Consider the following 11,462-nt stretch of genomic DNA (forward strand, 5'->3'; position numbering starts at 1 on the left):
ACGCAAGTTGTTCCCAACGGCCTGGCAGTTTCTGTTATTTGCCAGAGGTTGGGCTACTGGGTTATGGTTTTAATTGGGGTTTAGCGACTGTATCTAATTAACTATTTTAAAAAATCCCCGACCAGTCATATCTTTCCTGCCGGAAAAATACCTTTGTTATAAACTTGTCCCGGGAGTGATCCGGCATGGAGACGTTTCTCAATAAAATGGTGTTGATTTATTTTACGGCTCTGGGCATTCTGCTGGGGGCATCGCTGGTAGGATCCCTGGCTGCCGTTCTGGTTCGGGAACCGCCGGTGATCACCATGCTTAAACTGGCCCGGGATATTAAGATCTGGGCCATTGCCGCCGCCATCGGGGGCACCTTTTCTACCTTTGAAATCTTTGAAAGCGGGCTTTTCCAGGGAGAGGTGCGTGCGGTGATCAAGCAGCTTTTTTACATCGTCAGTGCCCTGGCCGGCACCCAGACGGCCCACTACCTGATCCTGGCCCTATGCGGAGGAAATAAATGAAAGCTCGCTTACTGGCGGCCATGCTAATTGGCATGCTTTCAGGTGGTGCCCTGGTCAATGCCCTGCTTGGACAGCAGGTGGACCGGCTGACCCTGGCCAACAACGAGTTAAAGGAAGAACTGTTGGCTACGGAAAGGGAGCTGCAGCAGGTGAAGGAAAATTTGGCCGGCCACCGGCCTCAAACCATTACCGCCCTGGAGGTTAACGTTACTCTGGTCCAGGAAAAGGAGATACCCGGGTTGGATCAGGCCCGGGCTCACCTGGTTATCGAAAATCACGTACGGGAATGGCTGCATCCTTTACTGGGGCAGGAGGTGAGCCGCCTGGACCACCTGCTGATCCCCCGGGTAGTGGACCGGCGCCAGGTGGATGTGGACGGGAGAAAGTATGTCCTGGAGGTAAAACTGGTGGTGGTGTCCGAACGGACCATGATTTACCTGGAGGCCTTACCCCAGAAGAACGCCTCTGCTCCCGGCATGTCTAACCAATAGGGGAAACATTTATCATGGTCTCCGAAATACCCCAAAAAAGTATTGACACAGCGGATCGCGCATGCTAATCTATAATCACCAAATACCCCTACGGGTACCCGTAGCAATCAACCGGTATCTGTTTTTAAACCCGTTTATACTTTGGTTACATATCAGCCGGGCGGACTCGCTGGTCTTACATGAAAACACGGACTGGAATAGAACCCGGTTGTTCACAAGCTCAAAGGGGGGTAACAGATGTCTTTGTTATCACGGCGGGATTTTATCAAGCGCACCCTGGCGGCAGGCGTAGCTTCCGGGCTGGTGCTTTCCGGGTTGGGGAAGGCAGCCGAAGGTGCCACCATTACCCCCCGGGGGACCTTCTATGATTTAACCAAATGTGACGGCTGCAAGGGATTGAAGGTACCCCGGTGTGTTAGCGTTTGCCGGGAGGAAAACAGTTTCAAGTTTCCAAAACCAGCCGAACACATTGAATACTACTGGCCCCAAAAGAAGAAAGAAGACTGGCGGGACAAAAAGGATCTGACTACACGCCTGACGCCATATAACTGGACCTTTGTGCAGCATGTGCAGGTAAAACAGGATGGTCGCACGGTGGATGTATTTATCCCCCGGCGGTGTATGCACTGTGACAACCCGCCCTGCGCCAATCTCTGTCCTTTCGGCGCCCAGAGCAAGACCCCCGAGGGTCCGGTGATCATCAACCCCAATCTCTGCCTGGGGGGTGCCAAGTGCCGGGATGTTTGTCCCTGGGGAATACCCGCCCGGCAGGCAGGGGTGGGACTGTACATGAAGTTAGCCCCCAGGTATGTGGGAGGCGGGGTAATGTACAAGTGCGACCTGTGCTACCACCGGGTTAAAGAAGGAAAAATCCCGGCCTGCGTGGAGGCCTGCCCCAGGGGTGCCATTGCCTTTGGCGATAAGGAAGAAATGCGGGAGCAGGCCTGGAAACGGGCCCGGGAAATTGGCGGTTATATTTACGGGGATAAGGAAAACGGCGGGACGTCCACCTTTTACGTTTCGCCGGTTCCCTTTCAAAAAATTCATGAGCAATTGATGGCGCAAAAGAACAAGCAGCCGAACCCGACTGCTCCGGGATTTCCGGGCATGCCGGTGGGGGTGGGGAACTTCCTGGATTCGGTCAACGGTATTGCCGGTGCTCTACTGGTGGCCCCGCTGGCGGGAACCTTTGCGGCCGGCTATGCGGCCTACAGGACCATGAAGGGGGAGGAAGACCATGGCGGATAAGATTCTGGTACGGGAAAACAAGGTGCGCCGCCACAGTGTATCGGTGCTGTTTGTCCACTGGGCCGTGGCCATTTCCACCATCCTGCTTATTTTCAGCGGTTTCGGTCAGATGCCCATGTACCGGCGCTACATGATTTACAAGATTCCGGGCCTGGGGTGGTCGGCGGATTTTTCGGTAACCCTGTACATGCACTATGTGGCCGCAGCGGTGTTGATGTTTGCGGCGGCATACCACATTGTTTTTCACGTCCTGCGCAAGGAATACGGCATCCTGCCCGGGAGGGGCGACCTTAAAGAGTCTTATTTGATCATCAAGGCTATGCTTACCGGTGGCAAGGAGCCCCCCAGCGACAAGTTTCTGGCCGAGCAAAGACTGGCCTATGCTTACATTGGCTTCTGGCTTCTGGTTATCATTGTCACCGGGATCATCAAGGTATTGAAAAATCTGCCGGGCATTAATTTCACGGGTAACACCATGATCTGGGTTACCGATATACACACTTTTGCCACCTTTATGTTGATTTTCGGCATTCTGGCCCACCTGGCGGCCTTCCTTTTCAAGGCCAACAGGCCCCTTTTGCGGGGAATGTTTACTGGCAAGGTGGACCTGGAATACGTAAAACACCGGCATCCCCTGTGGTATGATCGCCTGGTTAAAAAGCGGGCCCAATCTCCAGGTTCCCGGGAACGGGCGGCTAATTTACCACAGGACATGACGGTTTAATGCTGGCCAGCAAAGGCGGGAGGTGAAGGGGATGGATGGGAAGACCATGTCCCTGGCGGGGCATCTTGGGGAACTGCGTAGAGTAGTTATTGTCTCAACCATAGCTTTAATAGCCTGTGCGATCATTGCCTTCTTTACCTTTGGCGATCAGCTGCTGGCCTTCTTGACCAGGCCCTTGAAAGAGCTGGGTGTGCCCGTAATTGCCACCCGGGTGGGTGAGGCGTTCATAACCAAAATTAAGGTCAGCCTCCTGGCGGGATTCATCCTTGCGTTTCCGGTTATGGTGTGGCAGGTGCTGGGTTTTATCCTGCCCGCCCTCAACCGGGGCGAAAGGCGCCTTTTGCTCGTGCTCTTTCCCCTCTCGGTGACCCTTTTTGCAACCGGGGTTGCTTTCGCCTACTTTACGGTCTTTCCCCTTACCGTACGGTTTTTGCTGATACTGGTAACGGAAGGGCTGCAGCCCATGATCACCGTGCGCGATTATCTTTCCTTTGTGCTGGCTTTCTTCATTCCCTTTGGTCTGGTTTTCCAGTTGCCCCTGGCGGTCTTTGTTTTAACCCGGATGGGGCTGGTCACGCCCCGCTGGTTGGTGAAGAAACGCAAGTACGCTCTGTTGGTAAATTTCATCCTCGCGGCTATCTTAACGCCGGGCTCCGATGTAATCTCCCAGCTGATGATGGCCATGCCCATGGTGCTGCTGTACGAGGCAGGCGTTCTGGTGTCCTACCTGGTTTACCGCCTGTCCCGGTCTAAAATGAACAAAGTGAGCATGGTAGAGAGCAACACTTAATCGGAACGAAAAAGGAGGGATATCTATGTTTGGTATGGGACCGTGGGAGCTGATTTTAATCCTGATTATTGCCCTGGTGATCTTTGGACCGTCCAAACTGCCGGAAGTAGGGCAGGCTCTGGGGAAAGGCTTGAGGGAATTTCGCCGGGCAGCCAACCCGGTCAAGGAAGACATTAAGGAAGAAGTAATGCCGGATTAGGCCACAAGCGCGGTGAAAGCGGTTAGGGTACAGGAGTAAAACGCCGGTTTGACAAACGCTGCCGGGTCGTGTACAGGTGCCGGGCGTACGGCCTGCGAAACGCTGCTAACGGTGGTGGCCGGGAACTGTCCGGAAATGCGGTGGGTGCTGCCGGTGGGGGAAACTGGTGCAGCTCTTTCATGAATGCCGGAGGTGGTTGTGTGGGTAGCGGGGACTTGAAAAAACAGATAGCCCACCTGGAGGAAGAAATTGCCGAACTCAAAAAGCGTTGGCCGGCCCACTCGGTGAAAGCGGAAATGGTGGAGCGGTTTGAAGAACTGGAAGAGAAGCTGGAGCGCTTACGCCGGCTGGAAGAACGGGAACAATGAATAATAACCACGTGGGGGCACGGAATTTGCAAAAACAAATTGAATGTGCTATAATCATCTATGCGAAACGAGTTGCTGTGAGTAAACCGGGTGGTCGCGGGTGCCCGCAGGGGCGCCTGAGGAAAGTCCGAGCTCCACAGGGCAGGGTGCTGGGTAACACCCAGTGGGGGCGACCCCAAGGAAAGTGCCACAGAAATGTAGACCGCCCAGCACTCAGCCCAGCAGTTTCATAAAGGTGCTTCATGACAGTGATGGACAGATAACTGCAAGGTAAAACACCCTCAACTGTTGGGCTGAGTGCTGGGTAAGGGTGGAACGGTGCGGTAAGAGCGCACCAGCGGCCACGGCGACGGGCCGGCTAGGTAAACCCCACCTGGAGCAAGACCGAATAGGGGGACAAAGGAGTGGCCCGCTCCGTCCCCGGGTAAAGGTCGCTAGAGGCGTCAGGCAACTGGCGTCCCAGACAGATGATCACCCAAGACAGAACTCGGCTTACAGGTTTGCTCACAGCATAAACCATAAGACCGGACTGTTCGTGAAGAGCAGTCCGGCTTTCGTTATTTCCGGCATATTGCCTCTCTTAATGCAGGCGGCGCTTAGCTTGGGTGTCAATCCTACAACTGCCGGAAGTTGCCATCGGGCTGTACCTGGCGGCCATGCTGGTTGGTGGCTTTGCCAAAAGCCCGCCACCGCATCCCACCACCTCAGGCTTTTACGAAATATGGGCCTAGCCAGGCAGCGCAAGGAGGGCAAATTTGTTTACTATACAATTGATGACGAGCATATTGGCACTCTCATCGAGACCGCATTGCAGCATTTACAGGAGAGAAAACCGCAGTTTTGAGACCCCCGGAAGCCGAACGGGACAGATAGCCAACCTGCTTTACCTGCCTGCTATCGGTAATATATTTGGCCTTGCCCATCACGGCAACCCAAAGGAAATTATCATCATCCCTATCACAAGATACCTGAGGCCAGTCTTCAGGCATATCCGGGACTTCAATCCCGAATGAACAAAAACAGTCGAGGAAGGAATAAGTAAAAAGATGCTGAATTAATATACTGGTTTATTGTTTTCGAATATCAAAATTGACTGATTTTGTGGTCAAGCACGTGTGAAAGCAGGCTTTTCAGAGCGTTAGTCAAGCAGGCAAAGTAAATTAAGAGTCCAATGTTGGGGGGAGAAGACCCTCTCGGCGAGCCTTAAGAAACAATTCGCAGTGGGAGGGAGAAAACATGGAGCTATATGAAGAATTCAAGCAACGCAAACAGAAAGGAGAGAAACTTGATTTCGAATCGCTCTCTCCGGAGCAGCTAAAACAGCTTTGGTGGGACGAGCGCGTTTCGGATCGCCTGATTGCTGAACTGTTCGATGTCCCTAGATCGAGAGTAAGGACAAGGCGGCAGCGACTTGGAATGAGGTTCCACGAAATGTGCTGGTCGGAGTTTCTTTTAGAATTAAGTGCGAAGCCCGGAAACAAAGACTTTCTTACCAGCGTGGCCAAGGCTGTGACGCACTTCGCTTTCCGGAACGGTCCGGTGGAAGATTTGCACGCGAACGGGCAGTTATCGCAACAGGACATGAAGATCCTTAACAAGTTCATGGTTAACCGCCTGGCCTATGTTTTTCACTTGATATTTACCGGGCAATGGGAAAAGTTTTTCTACCTCGTGGCGGCGCACGACTTAATCTTCGGCCATGATTGGGACGACCCAGAGTTAGACGACGGAGGTTTCAAGCAGCTATATGCCTTAGCTGCGGAAAAAGCAGCGGTTACAAAAGAAAGCTAAGGAAGCTTTGCCCGGCCTATGCGCAAAAGGCCCGGGTTTACTTTCCCCGGGCCTTGCCGGGCCTTGTTGATTTACTGCCCAGCGAGCCGGAATGTTATGGTATTGTAATTTACCAGGATTTCCTACCGGGAATCGGGTTTTTCGTTGGCCAGCGGGGAAGTGGTGCTTGCCCAGGTCCAGCGGTTGTTGGCATAATAGTTCCATGCCGTGGAAGCGAGAATACCTGCCCCGTTGGCCAGGATGGCCGGTATGCGCAGGTAGCAGTGCAAGGCGCTTAAAACGGCTACATTAATCACCATGCCCGCACCGGAGCAAAGGTAAAACTTTACGGCCCGGCTCAGCAGGTGGTCCTCCTTTTGCTGTGCCCAGGTAAAAAGGTCGTTCAGCAGGAAATTGCCGAATATGGCCAGGCTGGTGGCCAGCAGGGCGGAAAGCACCACATCCAGGGAAAACAGTCGGGTAAAGAGCAGGAAGAAGAACATGTTCACCGCCACCCCTGTTGTACCCACCAGACAAAACTTCCAGAAGCGCAGGTCTTCGGGGCTGCTTAAAACCAGTCGCACCAGGTGGCGCAGGTAATTAACCTGTTCGGCTAAATTCATTTTGGAGTGGTTACCACGGCGGCGTTCGAATACATATGGCACTTCGGCCGGCCGGTGGTAACGCCCGCGCACCAGCACTTCCATGAGAATTTTCCAGCCCAGGGGAGAGAGGGGCACATCTTCAATGACCTCTTTTTTCAGCATAAAAAACCCGCTCAATGGATCATTTACCGGACGGATTTTTTTAAGGGCCAGGCGTCCCATCAGGCGGGCCGTCAGGGAAATCACCCTTCTAAAGGGGGTTAAGCCGCCGTCTTCACCCCCGGGTACAAAACGGGAAGCAATGACCAGGTCGTTCCCCTTTTCGATGCTCTCTAACAGGTGGGGAAGGACCTCCGGCGGGTGCTGGAGATCCGCGTCCATTACCGCCAGCACGTCGCCCCTGGCCGCTCTGAACCCTTCCACCACGGCCGTGGCCAGACCCCGCTGGTTCTGCCGGTGGATGAACCTGACCCGGGGGTTACCACGGCTTAGTTCTTCCAGCACTTTAGTCGTGCCGTCGTTGCTGTCGTCCACAAACAGGATCTCAAATGCTTTTCCTCTCAGGGACCGGCAAATGCGTTTGGTCAGGGGGACGATATTTTGTTCTTCGTTGTAGGTTGGGATGATTACCGTAAGCAAAGGCATTACCTCCCGGTTTTAAGCAATCCAGTGCCCGCGGGTAAAAAGCAAGTAGAGGAAGAAGAACAGGGATGAGGTTAGGGCAAGGATGAAATTGTGCCCCCGTTCTTCCTTGACCAGTCGGGCCAGGGTCAGGTAAATTGGAAATAACACCATCACAAATCGCGGCATGCTCAATAAAGGTGCGTGGGGTGCCGGTGAGAAAAGCGGCACCAGAAGCCCGAACAAGGTAAATAATGTATATGACGGGCGTTCTCTTCCCAGGGATATGAAGAACAACGCCAATCCCGCCAGGGTGAAGGAAAGGTCCAACAACTGGCGGCTAAAGCGCTGGTTTTCCCGGAGAAGCGCCGTGGCCTGTTCCAAACTCACCCACGGCCAGGCAAAGGAGCGGTGCCAGAATTGCTGGGCCTTGATAAAGGCCAGGGGGTTACCAAGCTCTGCCTGCAGGAAAATCATGAAAAACAGTAAACCCGCGGGGATCAAGGCTAGAAAAACAATGTCCTTGCTTATTTTACCTTTAGTGGTCCGCCAGTATTCCCACAGCCCGGGAAAAAGTAAAAACACGCCCAAGTTCCGCGTGGATGCGGCCAGCATGCCGCAAAGGCCGGCCGGAAACCACCGTCCCTGGCGCAAGAAGTAAAAGGTTAAAAGCACCAGCAGAAGGTACAGGGATTCGGTATAAATGGTGGAAAGGTAAAAGGCGGTGGGAAACAGGGCCAGGTACCACGTGGCCCTCCGGGAGGTTGGCGGGTCATAATCCATCCTGGCCAGCCGGTAGAAAATGGCCAGGATGCCGGCCAGGGAGAGATTGGATATTAAGATGCCTGCTGCTACCGGATCCACGCCCAGCCGGCTGAGCAGGTGAATGAGCAGAGGGTAAAGGGGAAAGAAGGCAGCGGATTTTTCGTTGTAACCCTCCCGGGCAATTTTCAAGTACCAGCCCGCGTCCCAGCGGTTGAGTCCACGTCCTACAAGGATAAAAAATTGCTTCGGATCATAATGGCCGGGGAAAAAAATAACGGCAAAATACCCGGCCAATACTATTAACAGCTGGTGGGCCAGGTAGATGGCGACCAGATCTAAATTAAACCGGCAAAACCACTGCCTGAACATAACCGTACCCATTCCTTAATGGATGCTGTCGCATAACTAACGGGGGCGGCCCAGCACTCACTGGTAGGGTACTCTCTTTTGAGTACCTTGGTCACATATTCTTAATAGCTATTCTAACGAGGCCTTTGTTATAGTGAGTGCTGGTCGCTCCGTGCTACGGGCCGGACGAAACATTGGCTCACCTCGGAGCGAGTCTGGCAGCGCTGCAAGCACCGGGAGCAAAGCCCATATTAGGTGAGTGCCGGACCGCATCCAACCGGGTTCGCTGAACGTTTACGAAATGAAAAAGCGAGCAATGTTCATTCATCCCTGTATTGACAGAGATGAAAGTGGTTATGCTGGATGCGCAGAACATGGCGCACCCCGCACCGGGGGCAGTTAAGAGACTGCTCGTCCACAAAGCGCAACTCACCTATGTGCCGGCCGCAGCAGGTAACCTCTACACTGATTATGCGCCCGTCCGGAAGATGATTTACCCGGTAGTCCACCGGGGCTTTTTGGCTCACGGGATACCACTCCTAACAGACATTTTTTTTATTATATCGGAATACCGGGAACAAGTAAATTTATACGTTTATGTCAACGTGGCACATGGTATATAATGGCCATAGTGAAAATAGCAAAGCACCAGAGAAAGGACGGTTTTGTCACATTGGCTCAGAAAAAAGAAACCGGTGCGAGGGGTAAACGCCGGCCACGGCGCCGCCGGTCAAAGGTTGTTTTACCTGCGGGACCGTTAAAGCTCGATCGCTTTCAGGAAGAAGCAATTGCTGCGTTGTTGGAGGGATATACCGTCCTGGTAGCTGCGCCGACGGGAACGGGTAAGACCCTGATTGCCGAAAAGCTGCTGGAACATATATTGGCTGCGGGGAAGGGAGCGGTGTACACGTCGCCCATTAAAGCCCTGTCCAACCAGAAATTCCGGGATTTCGGGCAGCTTTTCGGCCCGGAGCGGGTGGGGTTGATTACGGGGGACCTTTCCATTAACGAGAGGGCTCCTCTGCTGGTGATGACCACGGAAATCTTTCGCAACTGGTGTTTTGCCAATCCCGAGGAACTGGAGTATACTTCCTACGTCATTTTTGACGAGATGCACTACCTGGACGACCCGGAGCGTGGTACGGCGTGGGAGGAAAGCATCATTTTCGCCCCGCCCCACATGAAGATTCTGGGTCTCTCCGCTACCGTACCCAATATTCAGGAAATTTCCTCCTGGATGGCCGAGGTGCGGGGGGAAGTGGTGAAAGTGGTTGAAGAACGGTGCCGGGCCGTTCCCCTGGAAATTTCCTGGATTGCGCCCGGGGGAGATGTGCTGGACGAGGAAGAAGCCCGGGAGGAAATTGCCGAGAGACAGGAGATTCGCCGCTGGCGCCGCCAACGTTGGAACGAGGTGACGGCCGCCGGATGGGAGGAATTAGATTATTAGGATAGGTGGTGCGACCTTGGCCGCCATATTTTCCAGTCCAACCTGTGTTGAAGTGATCGAAGCCATTCAGGACCACCTGCCGGCCCTTTATTTTGCCTTCAGCCGTGGCCGGACCGAATTACTGGCGGAAGAACTGGGCCGGGAGTGGGATTTCCTTACTTCCGGGGAGAAGCGGACTGTCCGGCGGGTGATCCAGGAAGCAGAGGAGAACAACCCCGGCCTTTTCGGTCCCCGGCGCCAAAACCTGCGCCGCTTGCTGCTTCAGGGCATTGGCTATCACCATGCTGGCCTGTCGCCGCTGCTCAAAGATCTGGTGGAAAGGCTGTATGAATCCCGGCTGGTTTATGTCCTTTTTTGCACGGAAACCTTTGCCGTGGGGGTTAACTTTCCCGCCGCCAGTACGGTTTTTGATGCCTGCCGCAAGTGGGATGGCCAGGAGTTCCGCCCCCTTTTAAACCGGGAATTTTTCCAGATGGCGGGGCGGGCGGGCCGGCGCGGCTATGATGAAGTGGGCCGGGTTTTCGTGCGCATCGACGAGCGTTTCCCCGAGCAAACCGGCTTTTACCGGGAGGATGAGGTGGAACCGGTCAGAGGCAGGCTTACCATCTCGCCCAATACGGTTTTAAGCCTTTTGCACTGGAAAACCGATGCGGAAATTCGCCGCCTGCTGGAAAAAAATTTATCCGTTTACCAGAGCAATAAAGAGAGCCGGCAGCTCCGCCGGGAGGTGCAGAAGCTGGAAGAAAAAGCGGCGGAACTGGCCCGGTGTTTTTGCCCCGACCGGGGCCAGGACTGCTGCGAGCTTTACCGGGTCAAGCTGCGCAAAGAGCTGAACCAGCTTAAAAAAAGCAAGCACCGCAATCGCTCCGACATAAGACAGCGCCGGCAGGAAGTTCAGCTTATATTGCAAAAGGCGCGCAAAAAGTGTCGCTATAAGATTTGTCTCGATGCATCAAGGAAGATACGCCGGTTGGAGGAAAGGGTTCACCTGCTGCACAAGCGGTTGAAGCAGCTGGACAAACACTCCCGGGATTATGTGAGGGAGTTTGAGAATGTGTGGAGCCTGCTGGAAAAACTGGGGTATGTGCAGGGCCGGGAGCTTTTACCCCGGGGGAGATTTGCCCTTTACGTGCATGTGCAGGAAATACTGGTCACCGAGCTGGTTTTCTCTGGTATTATCCTGGAATCCCCTCCTCTCGAGGCGGCTGCCATCCTGGCCGGGGTGGACTACCAGCCCGGGCGGGATGAACAGGTGATGCCGCCACCCTTTTCCCTGGAAAGGGTGGAAGAATTGCGCCGCTTTTTACTTGAAAGCGGCGTACCGGAGCACTTTTGTGTCTGGTCGCCCCTCCCCGCCGCCCTGGCCGCGGCCTGGTACCAGGGAGCCACCTTTGACCAGCTTTTGGGCATGACCAACCTCCAGGAAGGGGACATCTTTTCCATCCTGCGCCGGGAAATCGACCTTTTGCGCCAGATTGAAAGGGCTGCCGGGGAGGACCGCGCCCTGGCCCTGCTGGCCAGGGAACTGCGCCGGCGGCTGGACCGGGACGAGGTGGCCGTGGTGGGGGTGTAAA

General features: G+C 54.3%; 14 protein-coding genes and 1 other RNA gene. 12 read left to right on the forward strand and 3 right to left on the reverse strand.

Annotation, left to right across the window (positions count from 1 at the left end):
• Nucleotides 1-185: 185 nt before the first annotated feature.
• The 10 genes from BUA65_RS01275 (at nt 186) to BUA65_RS01320 (ending at nt 6,123) form a co-directional block, all read left to right on the forward strand.
• A complete protein-coding gene (locus BUA65_RS01275) occupies nt 186-512 on the forward strand; it encodes a YtrH family sporulation protein (RefSeq protein ID WP_072866966.1) in 327 nt (108 codons plus the stop codon).
• A complete protein-coding gene (locus tag BUA65_RS01280; RefSeq protein ID WP_072866967.1) occupies nt 509-1,003 on the forward strand; it encodes a sporulation membrane protein YtrI in 495 nt (164 codons plus the stop codon). Before BUA65_RS01275 ends, BUA65_RS01280 begins: the two co-directional genes overlap by 4 nt.
• A 237-nt stretch (nt 1,004-1,240) precedes the next feature.
• Nucleotides 1,241-2,251 carry a 4Fe-4S dicluster domain-containing protein gene (locus BUA65_RS01285; protein WP_072866968.1) on the forward strand — a complete coding sequence of 337 codons (1,011 nt, stop codon included), beginning with the start codon at nt 1,241-1,243 and terminating at the stop codon, nt 2,249-2,251.
• Nucleotides 2,241-2,975 carry a formate dehydrogenase subunit gamma gene (locus tag BUA65_RS01290; RefSeq protein WP_072866969.1) on the forward strand — a complete coding sequence of 245 codons (735 nt, stop codon included), beginning with the start codon at nt 2,241-2,243 and terminating at the stop codon, nt 2,973-2,975. The genes BUA65_RS01285 and BUA65_RS01290 overlap by 11 nt, the downstream gene beginning before the upstream one ends.
• Nucleotides 2,976-3,006: 31 nt before the next feature.
• Nucleotides 3,007-3,765: a twin-arginine translocase subunit TatC gene (gene tatC / locus BUA65_RS01295; protein ID WP_072866970.1), complete on the forward strand. Its 759-nt coding sequence runs from the start codon at nt 3,007-3,009 to the stop codon at nt 3,763-3,765.
• Between the two features lie 25 nt (nt 3,766-3,790).
• Nucleotides 3,791-3,964: a Sec-independent protein translocase subunit TatA/TatB gene (locus BUA65_RS01300; protein WP_072866971.1), complete on the forward strand. Its 174-nt coding sequence runs from the start codon at nt 3,791-3,793 to the stop codon at nt 3,962-3,964.
• A gap of 200 nt (nt 3,965-4,164) precedes the next feature.
• Nucleotides 4,165-4,332, forward strand: coding sequence for a histidine kinase (locus BUA65_RS01305; protein WP_084061975.1), 168 nt, complete (start codon nt 4,165-4,167; stop codon nt 4,330-4,332).
• Nucleotides 4,333-4,410: 78 nt separating this feature from the next.
• Nucleotides 4,411-4,843: RNase P RNA component class A (gene rnpB / locus BUA65_RS01310), an RNA gene on the forward strand.
• 94 nt (nt 4,844-4,937) lie between these two features.
• Complete coding sequence (locus BUA65_RS18965) at nt 4,938-5,063, forward strand: hypothetical protein (protein WP_278246246.1); 126 nt, start codon at nt 4,938-4,940, stop codon at nt 5,061-5,063.
• Between the two features lie 505 nt (nt 5,064-5,568).
• Nucleotides 5,569-6,123 (forward strand): hypothetical protein, encoded by a 555-nt coding sequence (locus BUA65_RS01320; protein WP_072866972.1) that lies wholly within the window; start codon nt 5,569-5,571, stop codon nt 6,121-6,123.
• A gap of 122 nt (nt 6,124-6,245) precedes the next feature.
• Here BUA65_RS01320 and BUA65_RS01325 read toward each other — a convergent pair whose 3' ends face one another.
• The 3 genes from BUA65_RS01325 to BUA65_RS01335 form a co-directional block, all read right to left on the reverse strand.
• A complete protein-coding gene (locus tag BUA65_RS01325) occupies nt 6,246-7,346 on the reverse strand; it encodes a glycosyltransferase (protein WP_072866973.1) in 1,101 nt (366 codons plus the stop codon).
• An 18-nt stretch (nt 7,347-7,364) separates the two neighbouring features.
• Nucleotides 7,365-8,462, reverse strand: coding sequence for a mannosyltransferase family protein (locus BUA65_RS01330; RefSeq protein WP_072866974.1), 1,098 nt, complete (start codon nt 8,460-8,462; stop codon nt 7,365-7,367).
• 299 nt (nt 8,463-8,761) lie between these two features.
• Complete coding sequence (locus BUA65_RS01335; RefSeq protein WP_072866975.1) at nt 8,762-8,968, reverse strand: hypothetical protein; 207 nt, start codon at nt 8,966-8,968, stop codon at nt 8,762-8,764.
• Between the two features lie 146 nt (nt 8,969-9,114).
• Here BUA65_RS01335 and BUA65_RS01340 point away from each other — a divergent pair, with 146 nt between their 5' ends.
• On the forward strand, nt 9,115-9,888 hold the full coding sequence (locus BUA65_RS01340) for a DEAD/DEAH box helicase (RefSeq protein WP_072867079.1): 774 nt from the start codon (nt 9,115-9,117) through the stop codon (nt 9,886-9,888).
• 16 nt (nt 9,889-9,904) lie between these two features.
• Nucleotides 9,905-11,461, forward strand: coding sequence for a helicase-related protein (locus tag BUA65_RS01345; protein WP_084061948.1), 1,557 nt, complete (start codon nt 9,905-9,907; stop codon nt 11,459-11,461).
• The last annotated feature ends 1 nt before the right edge of the window (nt 11,462 follow it).

This window comes from Desulfofundulus thermosubterraneus DSM 16057 (assembly GCF_900142025.1).
In the GTDB taxonomy this organism is placed as follows: domain Bacteria; phylum Bacillota; class Desulfotomaculia; order Desulfotomaculales; family Desulfovirgulaceae; genus Desulfofundulus; species Desulfofundulus thermosubterraneus.

What these genes read in the sequence shown, in the direction of transcription:
- tatC (WP_072866970.1), top strand. Translation starts at nt 3,007, where the DNA reads ATGGATGGGAAGACCATGTCCCTGGCGGGGCATCTTGGGGAACTGCGT.
- BUA65_RS01330 (WP_072866974.1), bottom strand. Translation starts at nt 8,462, where the DNA reads ATGTTCAGGCAGTGGTTTTGCCGGTTTAATTTAGATCTGGTCGCCATC.
- BUA65_RS01290 (WP_072866969.1), top strand. Translation starts at nt 2,241, where the DNA reads ATGGCGGATAAGATTCTGGTACGGGAAAACAAGGTGCGCCGCCACAGT.
- BUA65_RS01300 (WP_072866971.1), top strand. Translation starts at nt 3,791, where the DNA reads ATGTTTGGTATGGGACCGTGGGAGCTGATTTTAATCCTGATTATTGCC.
- BUA65_RS01280 (WP_072866967.1), top strand. Translation starts at nt 509, where the DNA reads ATGAAAGCTCGCTTACTGGCGGCCATGCTAATTGGCATGCTTTCAGGT.
- BUA65_RS01320 (WP_072866972.1), top strand. Translation starts at nt 5,569, where the DNA reads ATGGAGCTATATGAAGAATTCAAGCAACGCAAACAGAAAGGAGAGAAA.
- BUA65_RS01285 (WP_072866968.1), top strand. Translation starts at nt 1,241, where the DNA reads ATGTCTTTGTTATCACGGCGGGATTTTATCAAGCGCACCCTGGCGGCA.
- BUA65_RS01275 (WP_072866966.1), top strand. Translation starts at nt 186, where the DNA reads ATGGAGACGTTTCTCAATAAAATGGTGTTGATTTATTTTACGGCTCTG.